This is a genomic window from Sneathiella sp. (assembly GCF_047631475.1).
GTDB lineage: Bacteria > Pseudomonadota > Alphaproteobacteria > Sneathiellales > Sneathiellaceae > Sneathiella.
Map to the genome: position 1 here is coordinate 49,223 of NZ_JBLHZT010000002.1, position 24,277 is coordinate 73,499.

General features: G+C 47.6%; 19 protein-coding genes, 1 tRNA gene and 1 pseudogene. 11 read left to right on the forward strand and 10 right to left on the reverse strand.

Annotation, left to right across the window (positions count from 1 at the left end; all coding sequences use genetic code 11):
* Window positions 1-354: 354 nt before the first annotated feature.
* Window positions 355-1,068 carry a class I SAM-dependent methyltransferase gene (locus tag ACJAYR_RS01080; RefSeq protein ID WP_415234886.1) on the reverse strand — a complete coding sequence of 238 codons (714 nt, stop codon included), beginning with the start codon at window positions 1,066-1,068 and terminating at the stop codon, window positions 355-357.
* 258 nt (window positions 1,069-1,326) lie between these two features.
* Between ACJAYR_RS01080 and ACJAYR_RS01085 the strand changes: the two genes are divergently transcribed.
* Entirely contained in the window at window positions 1,327-2,358 is a 1,032-nt protein-coding gene (locus ACJAYR_RS01085) for a glutathione S-transferase N-terminal domain-containing protein (protein ID WP_415234887.1), read from the forward strand.
* A 239-nt stretch (window positions 2,359-2,597) separates the two neighbouring features.
* Here ACJAYR_RS01085 and ppc read toward each other — a convergent pair whose 3' ends face one another.
* The 3 genes from ppc to ACJAYR_RS01100 all read right to left on the reverse strand — a co-directional run bounded on the left by ppc (window position 2,598) and on the right by ACJAYR_RS01100 (window position 9,082).
* Entirely contained in the window at window positions 2,598-5,351 is a 2,754-nt protein-coding gene (gene ppc / locus ACJAYR_RS01090) for a phosphoenolpyruvate carboxylase (protein ID WP_415234888.1), read from the reverse strand.
* A 392-nt stretch (window positions 5,352-5,743) separates the two neighbouring features.
* On the reverse strand, window positions 5,744-8,194 hold the full coding sequence (locus ACJAYR_RS01095) for a GcvT family protein (RefSeq protein ID WP_415234889.1): 2,451 nt from the start codon (window positions 8,192-8,194) through the stop codon (window positions 5,744-5,746).
* A 12-nt stretch (window positions 8,195-8,206) separates the two neighbouring features.
* Entirely contained in the window at window positions 8,207-9,082 is an 876-nt protein-coding gene (locus ACJAYR_RS01100; protein WP_415234890.1) for a phosphotransferase, read from the reverse strand.
* Window positions 9,083-9,831: 749 nt separating this feature from the next.
* Between ACJAYR_RS01100 and ACJAYR_RS01105 the strand changes: the two genes are divergently transcribed.
* The 6 genes from ACJAYR_RS01105 to ACJAYR_RS01130 all read left to right on the forward strand — a co-directional run bounded on the left by ACJAYR_RS01105 (window position 9,832) and on the right by ACJAYR_RS01130 (window position 16,850).
* Window positions 9,832-11,979: a thiamine pyrophosphate-dependent enzyme gene (locus ACJAYR_RS01105; protein WP_415234891.1), complete on the forward strand. Its 2,148-nt coding sequence runs from the start codon at window positions 9,832-9,834 to the stop codon at window positions 11,977-11,979.
* Window positions 11,972-13,456: an indolepyruvate oxidoreductase subunit beta family protein gene (locus ACJAYR_RS01110; protein WP_415234892.1), complete on the forward strand. Its 1,485-nt coding sequence runs from the start codon at window positions 11,972-11,974 to the stop codon at window positions 13,454-13,456. The genes ACJAYR_RS01105 and ACJAYR_RS01110 overlap by 8 nt, the downstream gene beginning before the upstream one ends.
* Window positions 13,453-13,959 carry a MarR family winged helix-turn-helix transcriptional regulator gene (locus ACJAYR_RS01115; protein ID WP_415234893.1) on the forward strand — a complete coding sequence of 169 codons (507 nt, stop codon included), beginning with the start codon at window positions 13,453-13,455 and terminating at the stop codon, window positions 13,957-13,959. The genes ACJAYR_RS01110 and ACJAYR_RS01115 overlap by 4 nt, the downstream gene beginning before the upstream one ends.
* Window positions 13,960-13,998: 39 nt before the next feature.
* The gene (gene dctP, locus ACJAYR_RS01120; RefSeq protein WP_415234894.1) at window positions 13,999-14,976 is read left to right on the forward strand and encodes a TRAP transporter substrate-binding protein DctP; all 978 of its coding nucleotides are present in this window, start codon (window positions 13,999-14,001) and stop codon (window positions 14,974-14,976) included.
* A gap of 63 nt (window positions 14,977-15,039) precedes the next feature.
* Window positions 15,040-15,531 (forward strand): TRAP transporter small permease, encoded by a 492-nt coding sequence (locus ACJAYR_RS01125; protein ID WP_415234895.1) that lies wholly within the window; start codon window positions 15,040-15,042, stop codon window positions 15,529-15,531.
* Window positions 15,531-16,850: a TRAP transporter large permease gene (locus ACJAYR_RS01130; protein ID WP_415234896.1), complete on the forward strand. Its 1,320-nt coding sequence runs from the start codon at window positions 15,531-15,533 to the stop codon at window positions 16,848-16,850. The genes ACJAYR_RS01125 and ACJAYR_RS01130 overlap by 1 nt, the downstream gene beginning before the upstream one ends.
* 490 nt (window positions 16,851-17,340) lie before the next feature.
* Here ACJAYR_RS01130 and ACJAYR_RS01135 read toward each other — a convergent pair.
* Both ACJAYR_RS01135 and ACJAYR_RS01140 read right to left on the reverse strand, forming a co-directional pair.
* Window positions 17,341-17,695, reverse strand: a pseudogene (locus tag ACJAYR_RS01135) (IS3 family transposase); the annotation flags it as partial.
* Window positions 17,643-17,975: a LysR substrate-binding domain-containing protein gene (locus ACJAYR_RS01140; protein ID WP_415234897.1), complete on the reverse strand. Its 333-nt coding sequence runs from the start codon at window positions 17,973-17,975 to the stop codon at window positions 17,643-17,645. The gene ACJAYR_RS01140 and the pseudogene ACJAYR_RS01135, both read right to left, overlap by 53 nt.
* A 250-nt stretch (window positions 17,976-18,225) precedes the next feature.
* On the opposite strand from ACJAYR_RS01140, the gene ACJAYR_RS01145 reads away from it, so the two are divergent.
* From ACJAYR_RS01145 to ACJAYR_RS01155, 3 genes are read left to right on the forward strand one after another with little or no spacing between them, the layout of a single operon-like run.
* Entirely contained in the window at window positions 18,226-18,891 is a 666-nt protein-coding gene (locus tag ACJAYR_RS01145; RefSeq protein WP_415234898.1) for an FMN-dependent NADH-azoreductase, read from the forward strand.
* A gap of 10 nt (window positions 18,892-18,901) precedes the next feature.
* Window positions 18,902-19,501, forward strand: coding sequence for a DsbA family oxidoreductase (locus ACJAYR_RS01150; RefSeq protein WP_415234899.1), 600 nt, complete (start codon window positions 18,902-18,904; stop codon window positions 19,499-19,501).
* Complete coding sequence (locus ACJAYR_RS01155) at window positions 19,498-20,013, forward strand: nucleoside deaminase (RefSeq protein WP_415234900.1); 516 nt, start codon at window positions 19,498-19,500, stop codon at window positions 20,011-20,013. The genes ACJAYR_RS01150 and ACJAYR_RS01155 overlap by 4 nt, the downstream gene beginning before the upstream one ends.
* Window positions 20,014-20,481: 468 nt before the next feature.
* Here the strand turns inward: ACJAYR_RS01155 and ACJAYR_RS01160 are convergent, their stop codons facing one another.
* Window positions 20,482-20,700: a hypothetical protein gene (locus ACJAYR_RS01160; protein ID WP_415234901.1), complete on the reverse strand. Its 219-nt coding sequence runs from the start codon at window positions 20,698-20,700 to the stop codon at window positions 20,482-20,484.
* A gap of 153 nt (window positions 20,701-20,853) precedes the next feature.
* Window positions 20,854-21,774: a LysR family transcriptional regulator gene (locus ACJAYR_RS01165; protein ID WP_415234902.1), complete on the reverse strand. Its 921-nt coding sequence runs from the start codon at window positions 21,772-21,774 to the stop codon at window positions 20,854-20,856.
* Window positions 21,775-21,888: 114 nt separating this feature from the next.
* Between ACJAYR_RS01165 and ACJAYR_RS01170 the strand changes: the two genes are divergently transcribed.
* Window positions 21,889-22,494, forward strand: coding sequence for an FMN-dependent NADH-azoreductase (locus ACJAYR_RS01170; RefSeq protein ID WP_415234903.1), 606 nt, complete (start codon window positions 21,889-21,891; stop codon window positions 22,492-22,494).
* Window positions 22,495-22,779: 285 nt separating this feature from the next.
* Here the strand turns inward: ACJAYR_RS01170 and ACJAYR_RS01175 are convergent.
* Together ACJAYR_RS01175 and ACJAYR_RS01180 are read right to left on the reverse strand one after the other, a co-directional pair.
* Window positions 22,780-22,855, reverse strand: a tRNA-Thr gene (locus ACJAYR_RS01175).
* Between the two features lie 68 nt (window positions 22,856-22,923).
* On the reverse strand, window positions 22,924-24,273 hold the full coding sequence (locus tag ACJAYR_RS01180) for a heme biosynthesis protein HemY (protein ID WP_415234904.1): 1,350 nt from the start codon (window positions 24,271-24,273) through the stop codon (window positions 22,924-22,926).
* Window positions 24,274-24,277 lie beyond the last annotated feature (4 nt).

The window sequence follows — 24,277 nt, forward strand, 5'->3', positions numbered from 1 at the left end:
AAATAAAAAATTACTAATTTCACCAAAAAATAAGCAACAAAATACTACTAATGGTGATATTTATATATATACAATTTTATAAATCGAATAATGAAAGTAATAAATAAAAATATTCAAGTAAATATTATCAATATTTTATAATTTAATTTATATAACACCAAGTATTTGCACAATAATTTGAAATTGTCTTTTAAATACGAAACAGATTTAGAACAGACGCACTTCGCAGCTAAAAAACCTGGTTTCAAAATACTTGTATGCAAAGAGATTCCAGAATTTCCAAGCGCATAAGCTCCCCACATGAAAAGACTACCGGGACAAACAGGCCCGATCAATTATGGGAACTAATCAGATTTAAATATCCTTTTTCAGCGCGGGTTTTGCCAACACTAACAGTGAACATCCGCCAAGCAAACGGACACTGAAATCCGGGCAAAAGGCAAGGCCCGCCGCGCGGGGCAACTCAATAAGGCGTTTCGACAAAGAGCGCTTTGCCTTCGCTGTTTGAAAAACAGGCGTATAAAACCAGTCAATAACATCAAAGCCGGCATCTTCAAGGGTCAGCAGGGCCGAGGATTTTGAGAAATAATGTAAATGCCCTGCTTCAGCACGGCTGCGCGTTTGATGATCCAGCAGAACATGCAGAACATTCATATCCAGTGGTATGTGAAAGAGGAAATGATGGCCAGACTTTCGAAGCTGTGACAAAAAACCAAGATAGTCGGGGACATGTTCGAACACATCCATCAACAAAACCAAATCGTATATTTCCCTGTTCTCTACAAGGAAATCGGAAACTTTAAACTGCAAAGACGAAGTTTCTTTTCGTTTGGCAATATTAATAGCAACTTCTGCAATATCGAAACCTTGGCACTTAACGTCTGCATCAAGAGAGTGCGCCAATGTCGACAAAACCTCTCCCGCGCCGCATCCCACATCGACAATGGTTGACGGTTTTAAGGATTGCTTGGCAAGCATCTTGAGGATCTGACCGGCTTTCCATGCGCCATCTTCTTCGTGCCAGTCAGAATTTGTCTCCAGATATGCCCCTGTTTCATAGATTGTCACCGTCAGACCCCCCAATTGCCGTACCGATCCATTAATGTAAACATTTTCTAATGTAATGGGGAAAACCGGTCATGTCAGTAGAAATCCTCTTTTTGACAAATTCATAAACTGGACTGTTGCCGCGATCGGGACAGAAAAAAGTTTTTTGGTTCTCAGCAATTTTATTCACAGGGTCTTTTATTTGTCCTCTGACATTGCAAAAGACGGCCCTCCCCGGTTAAACTTTATCTAATAAACAAAAAAGAACAGGGAAAACACATGCCTGCGACATCCATGCAATTGCTGAAAGGCTCACCATACTCGCCGTATACCCGTAAAATGACGGCATTATTGCGTTATCGTCACATTCCGTACCGCCTGCTTTTAACGGAAGCCGAGGAACTGAAAGCGTTACCAAAATCGAAAGTCGGTTTATTGCCTACCTTCTACTTTGAAACAGAAACGGGAGCGATTGAGGCGGCTGTCGACAGCACACCCATCATTCGTCGATATGAGAAAAGCCACACCGAACGATCCGTCCTACCGGGCAATCCGGCCCTTGCTTTTCTAGATTACTTGCTTGAAGACTTTGCTGACGAGTGGTTGACGAAGGCCATGTTCCACTACCGCTGGCATTATCAACCGGATATTGAGCGGGCGAGCAAAACGTTACCGCAATGCCGAAGCTTGACCCCAGCCAGCGATGCAGACTTGCATAAATGGCAAAAGGTATTTGCCGACCGGCAAATTTCACGCCTTTATGTCGTTGGCTCCAACAATGTGACCACCCCTATTATTGAAGAAAGCTACAAGCGATATCTGACGGCCTTTAACACCCACTTGAAAGAGCATATGTTTCTGTTCGGTGCGCGCCCGTCCGCGGCTGATTTTGGGGCGTATGGTCAATTGACCCAATTGGCAGGATTTGATCCCACGCCAACTGCACTAACTGAAAAAATTGCTCCGCGAGTCTTCGCCTGGGTCGAATTGATGGACGATCTTTCCGGCATGACGGTCAGGGAAGACGCCTGGATCAAGACCCACCAAATCCCTGATAGTCTGCTCGATATTTTTCGGGAGTTGGGCCGGGGATATGTACCGGTCATGCTGGCAAATGCAAAGGCCCTGGTAAACGCAGATAAGGAAGTCAAAACCGAGTTGCAGGGAAGACTCTGGACGCAGAGCCCCTTTCCCTATCAGGGGAAATGCCTGCAATGGATACGCGAAAAATATGCAAAGCTTACGGACGGCGACCGAAAAATCGTCACTGACATCCTGGCCGAAACCGGGTGCCTGTCGTTGGTTGAATAACGTCACCTGTAAAAACGGAAAATGCAATTGACGGGCAGCCCTTTGTGCCCCCGTCAACCCCAGCACGGAACGCAAATCCCGCACCGACAAAATGTCCGCTCGCCAGGAAAACATGCGTTATAGTCAGTAACGGGGCAGCACTCCAAAACTCAGGAATGTCTATTTCAGTCGCTCTTTACTCTGCGACGAAAAAGGTGGAATTAATGCGATCCACCTTCCTGTTTTCACCAAACACCCGTTTACCCGCTATTTCTCAAACCAGCGGCGATACCATTGATGGACAATTGGATACCCGTCAGGGTTTTTGCATCCTTTTGATCTGCCCGATAGCGTTTCAACAATTGAACCTGAATGTGATTCAATGGATCGATATACGGGAACCGATTGTGGATTGAGCGTGTCAGCATAGGATTACCAGCAAGCAACGTGGTTTGTTGCATAATGGCCAATAAGGCTTTCACTGTTTTCTTATGCTCTTCAACGATTGTGCCAAATATTTTTTCTCTAAGCTCGGCGTCCTCGACCAAGGCCGCATATCGGGATGCGATTGCCAGATTGGTTTTACTGAGGACCATATCCATGTTGGAAAGCTGGGATTCAAAGAATGGCCAGTTCTGATACATTTCCTGCAGGAGTTGCAGACCATTATCCGGGTTTTCTTCAATAAACGCTTCTATGGCATAACCAAACCCATACCAGCCGGGAAGCATAAGTCGACATTGAGCCCAACTGAATACCCACGGAATAGCTCGCAAATCTTCAATTTTGCGGGTTTTTTTACGAGAGGCAGGACGACTGCCGATATTTAGCGTTGCGATCTCGTTTATGACCGTTGAAGACCAGAAATAATCAATGAACCCTTCCGTACCATATACAAGGCCACGATAGGTCTCAAAAGCTTTGCCAGAAAGACGATCCATGGTGTCCAGCCAACTGTCTTCAGGCTCGGGTTCATTCTTTGAGAGCAGAGTCGCTTCGAGGGTTGCCGATGCCAGAATCTCCAAATTCCGCAAACCGAGATCTGGATTGGTATATTTACTGGAAATAATTTCGCCCTGCTCGGTCACCCTGATCTGGCCGTCAACGGCACCAGAGGGTTGCGCCAGTATGGCTTCATAACTTGGGCCGCCCCCGCGACCAACGGTTCCGCCGCGACCATGGAACAACCGAATGCCAACGCCATGTTTGCGGAAGACCTCAATCAGAGTGACCTCTGCTTTATATAGCTCCCAGCCAGACGTGATATACCCGCCATCCTTATTACTGTCCGAATATCCCAGCATCACTTCCTGAATATTTCCAAGGCTTTTTACCAGCCGCATATATTCCGGGATGCCGAACAACTGATCCATAATGCCAGAACAATTTTGCAGATCTTCGATTGTTTCGAACAGGGGTACAATATTCATTCGGCTTTCGCCTTCGGGTATTACAATGCCCTTTTCTTTCAGGATCAGCGCAAGCTCCAAAACATCAGAGACCGATTGGGTGTTGGAGATAATAGCCGTGGAAAGAGCCTCAAAATTCTGGGTCTTTTGGATTTTATGCGCCGTTTCAAAAATCTGGAGTTCGCTTGTGGTCTGTTCTGAATATGTCCAGTTTTGCCGTATGATCGGACGAGAGGAAGACAACTCCTGCGACAGCAACGTAATTTTGTCACTTTCAGATAATTTTTCATAGCGATCCGTTATATCAACAGCCTTGAACAGCTCCGCCACCGTTGCACCGTGAACCGCTGAATTTTGGCGCATATCAACGCATGCCAGATGAAAGCCGAAACAGTCTACCGATCGGCAAAGTTCCTCTAGCCGTCCTTGCGCAAGTGCCTCTGAATTATTGGATTTCAGTGAGTCTTCTATGACTTTCAGATCCGCCAGAAGTTCTTTAGGGTTTTCGTATGGATTGGCGTCCCCTAACGGACGGATAGCAGCTTCCTCATTATCCATAAACTGCAAGGTTGCGGATACGCGCGCATACAGTCCTACCAGTGCTCTTCTGTAAGGCTCTTCCTGGCGATGGGGCGAGGTGTCAGGTGAATTTTCGGATAAACGGTTGAGGGCGTCAGAGGCGGTAACAAGGCGGGTAGAAAGAGACAGTTCACGCCCCAACTCGTTCAATTGCTCAAGATAGTGGTTGAGAATAAGGCTACTCTGCCGTTTAAAAGTTTCATCCAGTACCTCAGCGGTTACAAACGGATTGCCATCACGATCCCCGCCGATCCAACTCCCAATCCGCAGAAAAGAAGGAATAGACACATCCGCCGCATCATCGATTTTACGATTGATGCTCGCTTCGAGTTTTCGGTAAAACCGAGGCAACTGCTGAAGAAAAGTGTAATCAAAATATGTGAGACCGTTCTTGAGTTCGTCAATTACGCTCATCTTGGATTGACGTAACAGGTTAGTTTGCCAAAGCGTCAATATCTTACGCTCCAGCTCATTTTCCTTCTCTTCAATTTCTGAAGGTGTGAAGTCAACGCGCTCTAACTCATGCAGCAGATCCGCAATTCGCATTTCCTGCGTCATTGTACTTTTCCGGCGAACTTCCGTCGGATGGGCTGTCATTACAGGTGCGATAAGCGCCTTGTCATAAAATTTAACAATATCGTCAATGCCGTAACCGGCTTCTTCTACCCGCTCAATCGCTTTTTCAGTGCTACTAAATCGGGCTGGACTGCGGGCAATCTCATGATAGCGAATACGCCTTACATGATGCTGATCTTCTGCGATATTGGCCAGATGCGAGAAATAACTGTAGGCGCGCAGAATTTGCACGGCAAGTTCCGGACTAAGAGAGTCCAGAAGGGCTTCCAGCTCTTTGCGGGTTTCAGGTTTCTCATATCGCAGATAATCAATGGACGTCTGACGAATAAGTTCAACGATATTAAAAACATCGTCCCCTTCCTGTTCCTTGATCGTGTTGCCCAGTAATCGCCCAAGAAGCCGGATATTTTCAACAAGAGGCGTGTCTTTATCAGAACTGGACGGATCCATAATTTTCTCTTTCAAATTTTTCACTAAAAGGCGTGTAATGTGATTGCAATATTACAGATTTAGCGCCGCTTTGATAGATTGAACACTGGTATCCCAAATGGAACAAAATCCGCGGCGCACTAACATTCCGATAAGCATGGCTTCCTTTAAGACGGCAAAATGGGATTGGCTTGCCGTAATGTCAGGATAAAACGCATCCGAACCTTCTCAATAAAGGATGGGGGCGTCCGCCCAACCGCCGACACCGACAGTTTATGCAGGCCTCCCCACGCGAGGCTGTTCTCACGAGGCTTTCCCTGAGCATGACGGGTTGCCCGCAAGGAATAAGGGCGCGTTCAAAACAAACCTGCCCGCCCCCGAAAACCGTTTTTATCAGCGTTCACAAAAGACTATCAGCATTTGATATTCTTCATGTCAGGGTCATATAAAGGCTTCAGATGGACGTTTGCTTTTACCCGCTTCGTTGCCACTTCCAATTCATAGTCTGCGTTCAAAACATACTCGGCATCGACCCCCTGTTCATTGCGGATATAGCCATATCCGATGGAACACCCTACGGTATAACCGTATCCTCCGCTGGAGAGCCAACCCACTCGTTCACCGTTGCGATAGACGGTCTCCCGGCCCAGCAAAATGACAGTCGGTTCATCAACCGTAAAACAGGCCATCATTTTCTTAATCCCGGCCTCCTTCTGCCGCAGTAACGCATCGCGTCCGAGAAAATCAATGTCTTTGCCCAATTTTACAGCCCATCCCAAGCCCGCTTCCAAAGGGGTATGATCGGGACCGATATCACTGCCCCACGCACGATATCCTTTCTCAAGACGCAGGCTTTCAATGGCGCGGTACCCGGCCAGTTTCAGAGAAAATTCTTCTCCCGCCTGTTGCAGGATCTGAAAAACGGTAGCGGCATATTCGACCGGCAAATGCAGCTCCCAGCCCAGTTCTCCCACATAGGTCACTCGCATTGCCTGAACCGGGCATCCGCCTATGCCAATTGTTTTTGTTTTTCCGAACGGAAATGCCTCGTTCGACACATCATTCCGGGTCACTTTTTCAAGAATTTTTCGGGCCTTTGGTCCCATCAGGGAAAGGACTGCGTTGCTGGAAGTTATATCGAAAAGTTGAGCATTCACCCCGTTTGGAATATTGCGTTTGATCCAATTAAAATCATGGGTCGCGAAACCGGTTCCCGTCACAATATAATATTCATCATGGGCGATACGGGTAACGGTCAGGTCGCATTCTATGCCGCCGCGCCTATTCAGCATCTGGGTATAAATAAGAGACCCAACCGGTTTGTTCACATCATTTGCCGCAATCCAGCTCAGTGCTTTTTCAGCATCCGGCCCTTTCAGCGAAAATTTGGCGAAAGAGGTCTGATCAATCAGCACTGCCGCCTCCCGGGCCGCTTTATGTTCCCGGCCCACCGCATCAAACCAGTTCTGACGCCCAAAACTATAATGATCGACCGGCTCCTCGCCTGCCGATAAATCTGCAAACCAGTTTGGCCGCTCCCACCCTAGTTTTTCGCCAAAACACGCACCCTGCGCTTTCAATTGATCATATAAGGGCGACTTTCGGCAGGGGCGCCCACTCGAATGCTCCTCATTTGGCCATGCCATCGTGTAATGTTTGCCATAAGCTTCAAGCGTACGCGTTCTGACCCAGTCCGTATCGAAATGCGGGCGCCCAAATCTGCGAATATCCACCGGCCAAAGATCAAGGGTCGGCTCACCTTTATGAACCCATTCGGCCAAGGCCATGCCTGCACCGCCCCCCGCCGCGATACCAAATGCGTTAAAACCTGCACCAACATAGAAGTTTCTAAGCTCAGGCGCTTCCCCAAGGATAAAGTTCCCATCAGGTGTGAAACTTTCCGGTCCATTAATCAGCTCTTTAATTCCTGCTGTCTCCAAAGCCGGGACACGCCCCAGAACCAGCTCCATAATCTGTTCAAAATGATCAAATTTGGAGTCTAACAATGTATAATGAAATCCGCGCGGGATCCCCTCAACGGCCCAGGGGATCGGGTTCGGCTCATACCCGCCAACCACAAGGCCGCCCACTTCTTCCTTGTAATAGGTTAAACGATCAGGATCTCTCAAAGTCGGTAAATTACGGGGAACGCCATCGATTTGTTCGGTCACCATATATTGATGTTCGACTGAAACGAGCGGCACATTCACGCCCACTGTCGCCGCCAAATTCCGCGTCCATTGCCCCGCGCAACAAATCACCACGTCGCATTCAACACGGCCGTTTTCCGTCTGAACGGCTTTGACTTTGCCGTCTTCTGTCTCAATGGAAATGACTTTCGTATCCTCAAAAATGCGGGCACCTGCCATTCTCGCGCCTTTTGCAAGGGCTTGGGTAATGTCAGAAGGGTTGGCCTGACCATCTGTTGGTAAAAATGCCGCGCCGATCACATCCTTGATGTCCATCAACGGCCAAAGCTCCTGCGCCTCCTTTGGGGTCAACAGCTGCATATCCAACCCGAATGAATTGGCGGTGGTGGCCTGCCGCTTTACTTCTGTCCAGCGGTCTTCGTTACAGGCCAGACGCAATCCGCCGTTCATTTTCCACCCTGTCGCCAGTCCTGTTTCCTCTTCCAGCTTGTTGTATAAATCCACCGAATAGCCCAGCAACTGAGTGATATTTGCGTTAGATCGTAATTGCCCAACCAGACCGGCCGCATGAAAGGTTGTCCCTGAAGTCAATTTCTTACGCTCAAGGACAATCGTATCTGTCCAGCCCAATTTGGCCAGATGGTAGGCCGTTGAACAGCCGATAATACCACCACCAATAATCACGGCTTTTGCTGTTTTAGGTAAATCGGTCATGTCATAAAATCCTTAGGACTGGAGAAACACGTCATACGCATTACGAAACGACGTCAGGTTTTCTTGTGAATAGGAGGCGTAATCAAAATCAATTTTCGAGTGAATTTCCGAGACCATGCTCCACAATGTTTCCCGCAGCAATGAGGCACATTTCATTGCTTGATACTGATGAAGTAGCTCACTGGTAACAGGCTTCTCAAAATAATTCTCCAACAACCATTTTTCCTGGGCTTCGTCCAAATTATTGTTAGACGCCAACCCGCCCAGATCAAAAAGCGGCGAATTAAATCCCGCATAGTCCCAATCGATAAGCCATAAACGGGCACCATCATCCAGAAAATTGAACGCAAGAAGATCATTGTGCCCAAATACAATAAACCCGGGTTGCGAGGCGGCCTCAAGGCTTTCGGTGATATCAAGCAGCTCCTTTAACAAGGGGCGATACGCACTCTGACCCTCCTCAAGGGTCGCTGCATAATCTTTGATCACATGGAAAACCCAAAACATCAGGACAGGCCCTCTTAGATATTTGGGAACATCCAGATGGCAGCGTTTCAACAATGTCAGCAGACGCGCCAAAATATCCGGATCTTGAACATCCTGGACCGTCAAAGTTTGGCTTTCGATATAATCAAGCACCAGAATGCCGGGTTCCGTAAACACAACTTTCGGTGATAGACCGGCTTGATAGGCGGCCTTGCTTGCCGCAAGCTCATTAAAGCGCAGAACATGATGAACGGGGATATCCTCGCCCACTCTGATGACATATTTGCCCTTTTGGTCTTCCGCCAGATAGTTGAGATTGGTAAGACCGCCCTGCATTTTTTGTAACGAAACATCTCCAGACCAAATTGGCAGTGATTTTAATTTGGAAATATCGTGCGTCATGCGTCCCTTGTCCCCCGCCCCGTGACCATCCCAGATGTCTTTTTCTTATCAATGAAACCGTCACATCCACAGATTTTACCTTCTTGCTGAACACTTGACGGGCTCATTTAAACAAAGGGATCTGGCTCACTTTAAATAAGATAGTAAGCGTTCCATTATCTATTTTGCAAGTAACCTGTTGGACAGACCAAGTGGACCGACTTTTTCCAGACGGGCTGAGGATTTTATTCCTGTGTTGGCGAGTGGCCAAACGCACTGAGCATTGGGTAAGCCCCGGTTCCCTTGATGCTGGCAACGAGATTAATTTTGCAGAGAGGAATCTGACCCTCAAAATCTTCATCCTTTCGGACGTTATGGCCCCCAAGCACCGTCTCATTGAGGATCCTCTGATCGGCGTTGACGGACTGGTTTCCCGTTCCCAGTCTGTGTAGGCGATACGAAGGCCAATATCTTTGAGTATTTTATTCACCGTTTTATACGAGATAGCATTAGCACACGCCCCCTCGAACCCATTAACGACCGTTACAGTTGTCGCTTTATGATTAAAAGAGGCGTTCTATTAACACCTTAAAAAAAATAACGACAAAATCCAGACGATACTCTCAAAGATTGTTCCAGTTTACGAAATACAAAACCGCACGATAATTTATTTGCAAAATCATATTTATTTGCATATAAAAAGTAGATAATTCAGATAAAACTGGAATATTGCAATTGCATTGCCGAGCTTTAAAACCGGAAGGGCGAGAATGGCGGAACGCAGCTTTAGTGTAGAAATAGACAATCTTCGCTTGGGGGAAGGCAAAGAATTTCGCGGTGAGGGAATTCTGGCGGTTGCCAAGGCACTGCTCCAGTCCGGCGTGTCATATGTTGGCGGTTATCAAGGCGCGCCGGTCTCCCATTTAATGGACGTGTTTGCCGATGCTGAAGATGTTCTTGAAGAACTCGGTGTGCATTTCGAGAATTGCGCAAGTGAAGCAGGGGCCGCAGCAATGCTTGGCGCATCCATAAACTATCCATTGCGCGGCGCTGTCACATGGAAATCCACTGTTGGAACAAATGTTGCCTCTGACGCCCTATCCAATCTTGCTTCTGCGGGGGTCAAGGGTGGCGCACTCATTATTCTTGGCGAAGATTATGGGGAAGGGGCAAGTATTATTCAGGAACGCAGCCATTCGTTCGCCACTAAATCTCAGATGTGGTTATTGGATCCGCGCCCTAATCTGCCATCGATAGTTGAAATGGTGGAAAAAGGGTTTGAATTATCCGAAGCCAGCTCGACGCCCGTAATGCTGGAAATGAGAATTAGAGCCTGTCACGTATATGGCCGTTTTAAAACGAAAGAGAATAAAGCAGGAGAGATTTCACGGCTTGCCCCTCTAGAAGAAGCTGAGTTCGATTATGGGCGTATTTGCTTACCTCCGTCGACCTATGTGCAAGAGCAGGACAAGGTCAACCGCCGGATGCCCGCCGCTCTGGAGTATATCGCCAAAAATAAACTTAATGAACACATGGGTGAAGCCGGTGACGTCGGAATTATTATGCAAGGTGGTTTGTTTAATGGTGTTAATCGAGCCCTGCAGCAGTTAGGGCTCAGTGATGCTCACGGCAATTCAAAGCTACCCCTTTTTGTGCTGAACGTTACCTATCCGCTGGTGCCAGAAGAAATTTCTGAATTCTGCAAAGACAAAAAATCTGTTCTCGTTATTGAAGAAGGACAGCCTGATTATCTGGCCCAGAATATAAAGGCCATATTGCGAGACGCCGGTGAAGAAACGTTGATCCACGGTAAAAACTACCTGCCATTGGCTGGAGAATATACTGGACAGGTCCTGTTTGACGGACTTGCTAAATTTCTGCTTGACGCGCCCTCGGCACGCCTGGATTTCAGTACACTCAAAAGCCTGCACTCGAACACCAAAGATCAAATCGCCAAAGCAATTGGTGCGTTTCAGGATCCTTTACCCATTCGCCCGCCTGGTTTCTGCATAGGATGCCCTGAACGACCGGTCTTCACAGCGATGAAGCTTGTGGAAAGGCAAGTCGGGAAATTCCATGTATCTGCTGATATTGGGTGCCATACTTTTGCAACTCTACCGCCGTTCAATATAGGCAACACGGTAATGGGGTATGGTCTCGGCCTTTCAGGATCGTCCGGGATTGCCCCGCTTATCAAAAAACGGACAGCCAGCATAATGGGCGATGGCGGCTTTTGGCATAATGGTCTTACATCAGGGGTCGCAAATGCTGTCTTTAATAAAGATGACAGTGTCCTCGTAATCTTGAAAAACGGCTATACGGCAGCAACAGGCCATCAAGATATTCCAACATCGAAATCAGATAGGATCGATCGCGAAGCCAATCTCGATATGACACTTGCTCTTAAAGCAATGGGTGTCAAATGGATCAAAACAATCAACTCCTACAGTGTGGCTGAAATGGCCCATACCTTCAGAGATGCAATGACTACTGACAAGGATGGGTTAAAAGTGATCATTGCTGATGGTGAATGTATGCTGGCTGTCCAGCGACGCAAAAAGCCGGAGATTGCGAAAAAGTTAAAATCAGGAGATCGCGTGGTAAAAAGCGTATTTGCGGTTGACGATACACTGTGTACCGGGGACCATTCCTGTATTCGACTGTCTGCATGCCCAACTTTAACGATCAAGGAAAATCCAGATCCTCTGCGCAAAGATCCGGTCGCCCATGTTGAACAAGGGTGCGTAGGGTGCGGCAATTGCGGCGAGACGGCACATGCAGCGTCCCTTTGTCCTTCCTTTTACGAAATTCGTACGATCAGTAACCCTAGTCAATGGGAACGGTTAATGGACACTATCCGTCGAACTTTCATCAGACCGCGGCGCGGCAAAACCTACGAGGCTGCGGTCAATGGATAACGATTTTCGCCCCATCAATCTTTTAATTGCGGCTCTGGGCGGCGAAGGCGGCAGTGTCCTGGCCAACTGGATTGTCGCCGCGGCTGAGCGAGTTGGGTATATTGCTCAATATACTTCAATTCCCGGAGTGGCACAGCGAACAGGTGCAACAACCTACTATGTTGAGCTGTTTCCTGCTGATATGACACCGGAACCAGTTATGGCCTTAACGCCCGCGCCAGGTGATGTGGATATCGTCATTGCCTCTGAATTACTCGAAGTCGGGCGCGCTATCGAAAAGGGGTATGTGACACCCCAAAAAACCCTTCTGATCGGTTCAACCCATAGAATGTTTGCTGTTTCTGAAAAATCGGCAATGACTGACAATCGGTATAATTCTGAAAATATCCAAACGGTAGCAACAGAATTTGCGGCGGAACTAATCCTTTGTGACTTCAAGAAACTTTCCGACAATACGGGTAGCATGATCAATGCCTGTTTGTTGGGTGCCCTTGCGGCCACTGGAAAACTGCCCATCGGACGGGAAATATTTGAACAGATAATCCGCGATGGCGGCAAAGCCGTCGAAAGTAACCTGCAAGGATTGTCTGCAGGCATTGATCTAGTAAAGACGCCGAATTCTGAAGCAACAGAAGACAAGACGGACGTAACACCCGTCAAGCAAACCGTCCCGCCTATTCTGGCAAACGTTCCTGAACAATTACATGACACGCTCCGGCATGGGTTAATGCGAACGGCTGATTACCAGTCCCAAAAATATGCCCGCCTATATAGGGAACGCCTGCAAGCCATTTTAGACGTCGATAAGGCCACTTCAGGAAACGACCGTGATTTCATCCTGACACAAGAGGTTGCGAGATACCTGGCGCTGCGGATGACATATGAAGATGTGATCCGGGTTGCAGATCTAAAAACCCGAGAAGATCGATTTTTGGAAATTATGGAAAAAGCCGGGGGTCAGGGGAAGGTCATCGAAGTTCTGGATTATTTTAAGCCTGGAATTGCCGAAATTCGTGACGTTTTACCACCTTTTTTGTCCAAACTTCTCGCCCCGCTTGAAGCAAAGTCCTTTCACCGGGCCTTTTCTGGTGGTCTCAAAATCCGTACCACAACCGTTGCTGGATTTTATACCATGAGATTGCTGGCCTGCCTGAAGGTCTGGCGGCCCTTGAGCGACCGTTATAAGAAAGAACAGAGAAACGTTGAGGATTGGTTAGAAACCGTCATTTCATTGGCCCGCGAAAACTATGACTTGGCGCTGGAATATACAGAATGTGCAAATTTGCTAAAGGGCTATGGGGATACCTATCATAGAGGCTTAGCGAACTTTGAACGTATATCCGTTCAACTACCAGTATTGCGGACCCGCAAGAAAGCCGCCACGGATCTTAAACTCCTTCGTGAAGCCGCACTGAATGATCCAGATGGTGACTCGCTGGACTTCACTTTCACCGCAATTTTCGGCAGTGCATCATGAAAAAATCCACATCCCACGCATCCCAGTTTTCCGATTTAGTTGGCGAGATAGCGCCAGTCGAACAGGACTTTGTTCTTGAGCGATTTCCCCCGTACCTCATGAACCGCATCATGAAAAGGATGAACAGTAACCTCAAAGCGACCTTAAAAGCGCAGGAAATTGGCGTTGCTGAATGGCGGGTGATTGCAGTCCTGAAGGTACGGAACGCACTTAGAATGTCAGAGCTGTCTGTCTATACAATGGCAGAGCAATCGACGCTAAGTCGGACGGTGGATCGGATGGAAGCTAAACTTCTACTTCGGCGGTATGAAGATGAAACCGATGCCCGTGTACAGCGAATTGAACTGTCTGACCTTGGTCAAGAAAAATTCGACAAGATCTGGCCGATTGCACGGTACCAATCAGCTCGGGCTTTCAGAAAAATTGATCCCGAAGAGATTGTCGCATTTACCCAAACGTTAAAGAAGATTCTCGAGAATGTCAGGGAGAACGACATAATCTGAACTAAAGAAGGCGTGTCAAACAAACAAGGAGGAAAGACGATGAAGTCCAGGGAACAACTAAAAAAATCGTTAAAAATCAGTGCGATAGGATTTGCCATATTTGGAGGCCTGATGAATGTCACCAGTGCGGAGGAAGTGACATTGAAAGCTGTCAGTGCCTTTGCAAATGGAACGACCTTCACCAAGAACTTTCAGCGTTTTGTCGATAAAGTAAACGAGATCGGGCCGGGCGTTCTTAAAATCAATTATTTAGGGGGGGGAAAGGCTGTCCTCAACCCGTTTGAACTTGGGAATGCAATCAAAACGGGCGTTGTTGATATCGGTAACTTGCCCGGCGCATTTTACACCAACATCGTCCCAGAAGCAGACGCAATCAAACTTACCCAATTCACCATTCAGGAAGAACGTAAAAACGGTGCATGGGCCTATATGAATGACCTGCACGTCAAGAAGATGAATGCCTATCATCTCGCACGGCAGAAAGATTGTGTCCCGTTTCACCTGTATCTTACAAAAAAGATCGAGACCCCAGATCTATCAGGCATGAATATCCGCACCACACCCATCTATAGTGCCTTTTTCTCCTCTCTCGGAGGATCCATGATCCGCACACCACCAGGGGACGTCTATACAGCTCTCGAACGTGGCGCTGTTGACGGTTATGGTTGGCCTACTCAAGGTGTATTGGATCTTGGCTGGCACGAAGTCACCAAATATCGCGTCGATCCTGGCTTCTACAGAGCATCTGTTGAAGTCCTGATCAATAACAACAAGTGGGATAAACTTGGTAAGCAGCAAAAGGCTATTCTTAAACAGGCAAGTATGTGGATGGAAGGTCTTTGCACAGAAGACAAAGAAATCAATGCGACAGAGATCAAGCGTCAAGCCGAAGCCGGCATAGAAGTGATCAGCTTCGATGGCGACTATGTTCAAAAAGCCTATGATGCAGGTTGGGATGCCTTTCTAAAAGCCAACCCTGAGCACGGGCCAAAGCTCAAAGAATTGCTAACCAAATAAAAAGTAAAGCCAGGGCCCTTCGATGAATTGGGGCCCTGGCACTCAAGCGCGAGGAATAAACGAGTGAGATTGAGCAAGTTCTATGACGGCCTGTTAGTCGGATGCGGTGTCGCTTCGGCGGTGGCCATCTTCACCATTGTGGTTCTCGTTTCAATCAATGTGATGTTACGTAAATTTTTCCACTTTAGCATTCCGTGGACCATTGAGGTCAGCGAGTATGCCCTTTATTTCTCAACCTTTATCGCCGCCCCGTGGGCGTTGGCTAAAAATGCGCATATCCGGGTTGATCTGCTGGCCAATGCCCTGACAGGGCGGGCAAGCCTTCTACTGGAAAGCGCAACCAATGTTGTTGGCTTTCTGGTTTCAATTGTTTTTTTAGTCTATGGCATCGTCTCTTCATATGACTCTTGGTCAAACAACGCCATGATTTTCAAAGAACTCATTATCGCAGAATGGCTTCTTCTCGCCATTATTCCAATTTCAGCATTTCTACTTTCTGTAGAATTTATCCGGCGCCTTTTAAGAGCGGTCTCCGAAAATGGAGGGAAGATTTGATGGAATGGTCACTTGCTCTATTATTGTTACTCGGATTAATGCTGGTCCTTATGCTGTCAAGCGTTCCCGTGGCTTTTGCCTTTCTTGGTGTCAATATCGTCGGTGCCTGGATATTCCTGGGCGGGGAAGTCGGGCTTGTACAGCTTGTCCGGAATTCCATGACCTCGATTACAACATTTACACTCGCCCCAATTCCGTTATTTCTGTTGATGGGCGAAATTCTGTTTCATAGCGGCATCGCATATAAAAGTGTTGATGCTATCGATCGTTTGATATCCCGTGTTCCTGGCCGATTATCTGTTGTTGCCGTCGCAGGGGGAACTGTATTCTCATCCCTGTCAGGCTCCACCATTGCTAATACAGCCGTCCTCGGCTCGACTTTACTTCCCGACATGTTAAAACGCGGCTACTCACCCTCTATTGCCATGGGGCCCATTATGGCGACAGGCAGTATCGCAATGCTTATCCCGCCATCCGCCCTTGCTGTATTGCTGGGCAGTCTGTCAGGAATTTCAATTGCACAGTTACTGCTCGCCGGGATTATCCCGGGAATAATGATGAGTATTCTGTTCATCACTTACATTATTGGGCGCTGTTATTTGCAGCCCCATCTCGCCCCTGCAGATGAGGAACAGGAAAAACTCAGCTGGAAAGATCGGATTGTTCCAATCTTTATCTATGTGGTGCCTTTGTTTGCCATTTTTCTCGTGGTCGTTGGCAGTATCTTTAGTGGATGGGCGACGCCGACAGAATCTGCGGCACTCGGTTCCATGGCCTCCTTATTGGCAGCCCTTGGGTATCGCAGCCTCACGTTGAAAATTCTCATCACCTCTTTGATGGAAACCGCCAAGGTCTCTGCAATGATCCTTTTCATTATTGTAGCGTCAATGTCCTTCTCTCAAATTTTGACCTTTTCAGGCGGTACCACTGGCCTGCTCTCTGTTTTTGGTCAATTTGAGATGACCCCCGTAATATTGGTCATTGGCATGATCTGTATCTTACTGGTTTTGGGTGCCTTTATGGATCAAGTGAGTATGATGCTTGTATCTCTTCCATTTTTTATGCCATTAGCGTTGGCAAATGATATCAATACGCTTTGGCTGGGCGTCTTAATGCTCATCGTTATGGAAATGAGCTTCACGACACCGCCTTTCGGCTTACTGCTTTATGTGATGCGAGGCGTCGCCCCTCCTCATATCTCAATGCGACAAATATATTCTGCCGCGCTCCCCTTTATTGGCTTGTCCACAATTGTTCTTGTGGTGCTGATGGTCTTTCCCGAAATAATTACCTGGCTACCGGCCGCCCTTAGAAACTGATCAAGACCGTTACCGTTGAACGGAGTTGTTCCTGAGCGTTCGCTGCCCATTAATAAAGGCATTCGGTAAATTAGCTGACTGCAAGTGCAAAACATGGCCATGCCCTGTAAATAGGGCGCGTTGCAATTCGTGAGCATTTACCGTCACAACAGTGCGGCCCTCATACCCGTCCGATCACTATAATCTGTGAAGGCTGGACGCTTTTTCTTTGAGGATGGTTTGTCGGCTCCCTGCAACATAAAAATAAAGCAAGGGGTCCTAGATCAAGTCAGCCTGTTTACCGGTTGTAATTGGTAAAATCTTCTGGACGCTCGAATTTTGAACGCTAGTTTGACCGCTTGGAGGAATGGTGGTGACAATGCCGTTACCGAGAGTTTATTTCAAGTGCTGAAGCGAAAGCGGATCAGTCGAATTCGAAAGACAGCAAAAACTGAAACTGCAAGGTGTCTAGCAAAATAGGGGCATCTCAACTTGAATAGCCCCAAGTTTCCTAGACACTTTCTTGTTTTACGTTTCGTTGTTTTACGAATTCTACGGGTGACAACATTCCGTTTCTAGCGTGTTTACGTTTTGGAATATAGAACATTTCAATGTAGCCGATGACCTTCTCAGGTTTTCTATACGCTCCGCCGAATACGCTCTCGTTTTAGCAGGTTGAAAAAACTCTCAGCAACAGCATTGTCATGGCAGTTTTCTCGGCGGTTCATGCTGTGTTCCAGATTGTGTTGTTTTAGAAAAAATTGCCCTTCAATGCTGGTGAATTGTGAACCCTGATCAGAGTGAATCAAAACCTTATCCGTCGGCTTGCGTCGCCAGACACCTGATCGCAAGGTCAATGCGACGATCGCGCATGACATCAATTTTTTGCTCTCCGGTTAGAATGGCAACATCGATGCCAGGATTTGCTTCATAAAACTTACCCAGGTTTGGCACTAGCCACATGGAGGCAAAAGAAGATGTTGTACTAATCGTCAGCAAATCTTTTGAGCCGACGATATCATTGACGGTGTCGCAGAGCCGCCGGATGACATTGAATGTGGTACAGGACATTAATCCCCCATCTCTGGTTAGCTTAACGGCGCGGGTCTGGCGTTCAAACAAACGCACTCCAAGCGCTTCCTCCAATACCTTGATGTGGTGAGAGACTGCCGTCGGCGTCCCATGTAACTCACCCGCTGCCTTTTTTGAAGCGTTTCAGCCTGGCGGCAGCGTCAAAAGCCCTAAAAACATTGAGGGATGGTAACTTCGCGTACGTTCCGCACCTCAGTATAGATAAGATATTCTCATCTATAGATACAAATTCATCATTCGTCAAACACCCTTATAAATGCAATATTTCTTTCTAAGGACAACAGAACCGACGAAAGGATAGCAAATGAAAACGCTGCTACATATAGACGCAAGCGCTCGAAAAACAAACAACTTGAACCCAGAATACAACTCAATCTCAAAATCAATCGCTGCCACTTTTATAGAGAAATGGCGAGCATTAAATGATGAAGATAAAATCATCTATAGGGATGTAGGAGGCAACCCACCAGACTTTATTAGCCAAGACTGGATTGCCGCTGTTTTTACGCCAGATGATGCAAAAACAGGCGAGCAAGAGGCCTTGCTTTCCCTATCGGATACCTTGATCAGTGAGTTGGAGCAGGCTGACATCATTGTTATGTCATCATCCATGTACAACTACGGCATGCCTGCCGCTTTGAAGGCCTGGTTTGATCAAGTGATCCGCATCCACAAAACATTCTCCTTTGACCTGGCTCGGGGGGACTTTCCGCTAGAGCCCATTATGTCGGGCAAAATACTGGTGTTGATAACGTCCAGCGGTGAGTTTGGCTTCGAAATCGGGGGCATCCGCGAGAAAATGAACCATCTGGGCCCTCATATTCAGACATTGAGCCATTATTTGGGCGTTGAAACATTCCACGAGATCAACGCAGAGTATCAAGAATTCAACGATGTCCGGCACAGAGAGTCTGTCGCAAGCGCCCACAAGGCAGCAGAAGAGCTAGCCCTGAATCTCGCCAATTTCTAGGAGCGTACCGATGAAGGAAATTATCATATATACCGATTTTGTGTGCCCTTACTGCTTGCTACTTGAGCGAAGGCTTCACAAAATTTTCTCCAACGAAGAGGTAAAGGTTACATGGCGGGCTCATGAGTTGCGGCCTTTTCCGGTGCCCACCTTAAAAATAGACGATGAATATCTTCCGCTCGTGTGGTCTAACTCTGTGTATCATTTGGCAGAACAGATTGGTATAGATATTAGGTTGCCTCGTATTTCGCCGCAACCGCGCACAGACAAGGCCTTCGAAGCACACCTCTTTGCGACAGACAACGGTGTAGGTGAGATATTTCCAATTGCTGTGATGGTTGCGTTTTTTCAACAAGAGCGGAACATCGGTGACATTGATGTCTTGGTCGATATTGGCGGGGAAGTCGGCTTAGACCGTGAGGCCTTGCGCCGAGCATTGGAGCAGGGAGCATATGGTCAAAAGCATCAACAGGCATTACAGCATGCCAAGGAAGTTGAGCAGATCAGAGTGGTTCCAACAATAATAATTGGAGACAATCGGTATGAGGGCCTCCCTAGCGAGCATTGGCTGACCCAGTCATTCGAAAATCAGTTGGTAGATGCATCATGACTATCGTAAACCAAGAAAAAAAAGGCATAGCCATGTGGCAGGATGACAGCAACACTCATTTGATGAAAGAAACAGTCCAACTGTCGCTTGACCATGTAAAAAAAGGTGGAATTCCATTCTCATCGCTGATTGTTAACAAGGAAGGACGTGTCCTCGGGAAAGGTGTCAATGAAGTTAGCGCATGTTGCGACCCGACAGCACATGCAGAAGTCATGGCTATTCGCCAAGCGTGTGAAACAGTTGCGTCAACGGATTTGTCTGGTACGATCTTGTACGCATCAGGCGAGCCATGTGCCTTATGTTATATGGCAGCGCGGTTTGCAGGCATCACTGATATTGTGATTGCCGTGGATAGACATGAGACGGCAGCCTCAGGATTCGACTTTCGTTGGACCTACAATTTCTTTGAAAATGGCCAACCTGGAGCTGGCATCAAAATCCACAAACTGGCAACAACCGGTGCCATGAAACCTTTCGAAACATACAGCTTAATGCAAGGAGCCAAACAATAGTAAAGGAAAGTGGAGGTTCTGGTGTCTCAAAACCAGTTGCGACAGGCTTATGAGATCTTCGGTAGTCATGACAGATCAAGGAGAGCATCAGTTAAAAGGTGTCGACGGTACGTGGTGCGTCTATTCCGCAGGATTATGATTAGCGCCTCAGAGCGATAGACAACTTCTGCTGTGGGTCAACAACGGCTGATTTCAACCGCCTGAAAACACTTCCGCATACACACCTACAGAAGACATTGAAAACGGATTTCCAGATTTCTCTGAAATAACTACAACTTTTCGCCCAGTTCAGCCGTTGGCCGGTATTTGCATAGTCCGCCCCGCTGCTATCAATTTATCAAGTTGATGGTTTTGCGCGAACGACCATTTTCGGGAATATACTTGCTGATCGATATTGGTCGGTGAAGGTCGGCTAAGGGCCGAGAGCTGCAATTAAGAGCAGCCAAACAAGAGCAAACGAAGCCGATATCACCGCTCATCCGCTGGTAACCTAAACACTCGATCCGTATAAATATTCTTCGGCTCAAGCACCAAGATGGGCACGTCCCCGCCAGACACCACCCCATCCGCTAAAAATGCAATTTCCGCATCCAGCTTTTCCAAAGAGACGTCAATGTACCAAGACTTCACCTCGCCCTCACTGCCATGAGCCAATCGCACCCGAGCCCAAGGGGTGCCGTACCTCACTGACGGCCCTTTTGCAAACACTCGAACCCGCGTGAAAACGCGCTCGCCTGTATTTAAAAGCCGCCCATGCCGAGACCACCCAACAGGCCTACTACGAAGGCTGGAACATGCTATTCACCGCCGTCGCGCTAGCCAAACGCGCAGGAAATAATCTTAGGCCGTTAAACATTTTGGCAAGGTTTCACGATACTCAGCTATGCTATCGAGCAGCAGTGTTTCCAAAAGTTTTACAGCGGGACCACGCGCGTCGATCTCTGGGTAGGTCAAGTATAATGTCGTTTTCCGCCTGCTTTTATGCTCGAGCTGAAGCGGTACAATCTGGCCCGCTTCAAGTTCGGCGTGCATAAGGCAGGTTGGCGACCAAGAAAAGCCGTGACCGTTCAGTAGAGCCGTTTTTGCAGTGCTAAGATTGCTGAAGGTCCAGCGTTGTTCGGCTTTTTGCCAGCCGCCGAGCCCTGTTCTATGCTCACCGCTATCACGCACAATGATTTGGCGGTGCTGGGCAAGTTGCGAAAATACAATTGGTTCATTTTGCTGCGCCAGCGGATGACTTGGCGCTGCAACCAATGTAAATTCAATATCCATAAGTGGTATGCCGGATCCGCCTTTGGGCAGGTTTGCAGTGATAGCCAAATCAACCGCATGCTTTTCAATTAATTCAATTGTGCCAGACATCACACTTTCAATTATTTCAACGCGAGTGTGCGGTGCGCTTTTACCGAGCTTCTCAAGAGCTTGCATAAGTATGTGTATAGGAAAGAGGGTTTCAGCTGCAATGGAGATAACGGGCTCCCATCCTTGATACAGCGCCTGTGCCGCAGCTTCTAGGCATTCAGCTTCGCTTAAGAGAGTTTTGGAGCGTCTGAGGAGTAACTCTCCAGCTTCTGTAAGCTCTGCTTTTCTGCCATTTATCGTGAGTATTTCCATACCAAGCTGCTCTTGCATTTTGGCGATAGCATAGCTGATTGCACTTTGGCTTTTGTTGAGTTTCTTTGCCGCCTGATTGAAGCCCCCTTCAGCGATAATACAGTGCAGTATCCGCCATTGTTCCAGACTGACTTTCGGAGATGCCATCGTAAACCTATCTAAAAAGTTGATGCATTTAATCAAATAATAGCGTTATTAAATCGAATTGTCAGATATTAAATAACTGGTCAGAGACGCAAAAACTTTGGCGAGGTAAAAAACATGACAAACATTCTACATATTACATCCAGCATTCTTGGCGATAACAGTCAATCAAATGCCATCAGCTCAAAAGTGGTGAATCAGCTTTTGGTCACTCACGGCGATAGCACGCTCGTCCACAGAGATTTAACTGAAGATTCCATTCCACATTTGACAGGGGATGCCATCGCCAGTTTTAATCTTTTAGAAGACGATCTGAGCCCGTCGCAACGTAAAACCCTGGCGCTTTCCAACAGTTTGATTGCAGAGTTACAGGCGGCGGACGTGGTTGTTCTTGCTGTTCCCATGTATAATTTTTCAGTTCCATCTACTTTGAAAAGCTGGATTGATTATGTTGCACGCGCTGGCATTACCTTTCGCTATACCGAAACGGGATCTGAGGGATTGCTGAAAGGCAAAAAGGTGTATGCTGTAGTTACCAGCGGTGGGTATTATAAGGAAACTGATAAGGATTCTGTGACGCCCTTCCTGAAAACGATTTTTAACTTTTTAGGCCTTGATGATGTTGAGTTTATCCATGCAGAAGGATTAAATATTAGCGACGAAACGCGCGCGAAAACTGCTCAACAGGTTGAAGAAAAACTACGGTTTTTGGCTGCTGCATAAACGGCAATGTGAAAAAGGGGGTGGTTTCATGTAAATCGCCCCCAATTTATTTTAGAAATCCCTGATTTATTGATAAAAAGTCAAACCCTTTAACCCACAGGCTAAATGCTATCGGCGCGAAAAATTCTGGCAAGGGTTAAATTTGGGTGGTTTTGACGAGTCCCCTAATCCTATTTAACGGATTTTTACCCCCAGAACCGGCAGGTTTCCAGACCCTTCCGAAGATGCATTTTGTAAACTCTGGACGGGAAAAACCATCTGATTTTTAAAAGTGCATTGATTTTATGGTGCCGCTGAGAGGATTTGAACCTCCGACCTACGCATTACGAATGCGGTGCTCTACCAACTGAGCTACAGCGGCACTGGAAGAATTGCACAATAATCCCAAGCCATTTTCAGGGCAAGAAAATCATCGCGGTTTTCTAACAATCAGGTCGGTTTCGGGGCTTCGATCTCCTGGACAATTTCTGCTTCCAGCAAATCACCAGAGGTCACCCCTTGGTCGGGCTTGCGCCATATCAAGCTATCAAATGTGCCGCAGGATGGGCAATCCGCCGTCCAGGATTTTTCCTGCCGTCCGCAACTTTCGCATATCCAAAGAGGATCCTGAGGTGCTTCAACGCTTTCAAGGATCCATTTTCGCGCAGCAATGGCGTCGGCATTTGCCCGCTCTTCCAGCTCGGCCATCAACCGATAGACGGACCCACGCGGGTCAATGTCGGCTGTTTTGTTCAGATAGCCCCTTGCCTGACCCCATTCCTGAGCGTCCAACGCTGCGCGTGCCATGACCATCATGGTTTCAGGATGCTCCGGCTTTAACGGCGCAATCAGCCGCTTGGCCCGCAAAAGCCAGTCCGCCGGGCTTTCAACCGGAATAAGGTTTTTTACCGCTTTGGCAATATCCGGATGTGGCGCGTGCCGCCACGCATCGTTGATCAGTTTATCCAATTTCCGCCCCGGCTGAGACAGACTGATTGCCATTACGGACGCAGGGACAAAAGCGGGGTCAAGATCATGGGCATCAAGCGCTAGTGTCAGCGCTTTTTCTTTTTCCCCATTTTCAGCCAGCGGCAAGGCCCGCTGATAGGCAATGACCGCCCGCAAATGTTTCACCCGATCGCTTTTTGCGGATTTTCCCCGGGCCATACGGGTAAGGGTTTTGTCCGCATCTTCATACCGATGCAATTTCAGAAACAATCCCAGCAGGTCTTTGAGAACCCATTCTGTTCCGGGCTTCAATTTATCCGCTTTTTCTACATATAAAAGCGCAAGGTCCAGATCATTTTCTGCCTTGGCCCGTTGAATGAGGCCGCGTAATCCTAAAAACTCGGTTTCGGGATTTTCGGTCATTTTGCTGTAATAAATTCGGGCCGCCCGATCATCCTGATTAAGTTCCGCAGCCTGTGCCGCCAGCAACAATGTCAGTGGCTCTCCCTGCAAATGCTTTTCGGCAGCGACAGCGGCTTTTCTGGCGCCATCAGAATCGCCCGCAGCAATCGCAACCATACCATGACTGAGCGCGTCCATTCCTTTGCTGCGCCGGCGTGCAGAAAATATCCCACCCAAACGGCCGGGACCTGATTTCAACCAGAAAAACAACTGATATAAAACCATCAGTATAAGCGCGATAAGAAGGGTCGCAATAACCAGAACCACCACACTTGTTTCGATAACGTAATTATCCCAGCGCAGCGCAACCTGTCCCGGATTATCCGCAACCCAAACCCCGGCGAGGGCCAGCAAAGACAACAGGATAAAGAGATAAAGAGACCGTATCATTTTT

Excerpts from the sequence above, each read along its gene's own strand:
- ACJAYR_RS01085 (WP_415234887.1), top strand. The coding sequence starts at position 1,327 with ATGCCTGCGACATCCATGCAATTGCTGAAAGGCTCACCATACTCGCCG.
- ppc (WP_415234888.1), bottom strand. The coding sequence starts at position 5,351 with ATGGATCCGTCCAGTTCTGATAAAGACACGCCTCTTGTTGAAAATATC.
- ACJAYR_RS01095 (WP_415234889.1), bottom strand. The coding sequence starts at position 8,194 with ATGACCGATTTACCTAAAACAGCAAAAGCCGTGATTATTGGTGGTGGT.
- ACJAYR_RS01100 (WP_415234890.1), bottom strand. The coding sequence starts at position 9,082 with ATGACGCACGATATTTCCAAATTAAAATCACTGCCAATTTGGTCTGGA.
- ACJAYR_RS01105 (WP_415234891.1), top strand. The coding sequence starts at position 9,832 with ATGGCGGAACGCAGCTTTAGTGTAGAAATAGACAATCTTCGCTTGGGG.
- ACJAYR_RS01110 (WP_415234892.1), top strand. The coding sequence starts at position 11,972 with ATGGATAACGATTTTCGCCCCATCAATCTTTTAATTGCGGCTCTGGGC.
- ACJAYR_RS01115 (WP_415234893.1), top strand. The coding sequence starts at position 13,453 with ATGAAAAAATCCACATCCCACGCATCCCAGTTTTCCGATTTAGTTGGC.
- dctP (WP_415234894.1), top strand. The coding sequence starts at position 13,999 with ATGAAGTCCAGGGAACAACTAAAAAAATCGTTAAAAATCAGTGCGATA.
- ACJAYR_RS01130 (WP_415234896.1), top strand. The coding sequence starts at position 15,531 with ATGGAATGGTCACTTGCTCTATTATTGTTACTCGGATTAATGCTGGTC.
- ACJAYR_RS01145 (WP_415234898.1), top strand. The coding sequence starts at position 18,226 with ATGAAAACGCTGCTACATATAGACGCAAGCGCTCGAAAAACAAACAAC.
- ACJAYR_RS01150 (WP_415234899.1), top strand. The coding sequence starts at position 18,902 with ATGAAGGAAATTATCATATATACCGATTTTGTGTGCCCTTACTGCTTG.
- ACJAYR_RS01155 (WP_415234900.1), top strand. The coding sequence starts at position 19,498 with ATGACTATCGTAAACCAAGAAAAAAAAGGCATAGCCATGTGGCAGGAT.
- ACJAYR_RS01165 (WP_415234902.1), bottom strand. The coding sequence starts at position 21,774 with ATGGCATCTCCGAAAGTCAGTCTGGAACAATGGCGGATACTGCACTGT.
- ACJAYR_RS01170 (WP_415234903.1), top strand. The coding sequence starts at position 21,889 with ATGACAAACATTCTACATATTACATCCAGCATTCTTGGCGATAACAGT.
- ACJAYR_RS01180 (WP_415234904.1), bottom strand. The coding sequence starts at position 24,273 with ATGATACGGTCTCTTTATCTCTTTATCCTGTTGTCTTTGCTGGCCCTC.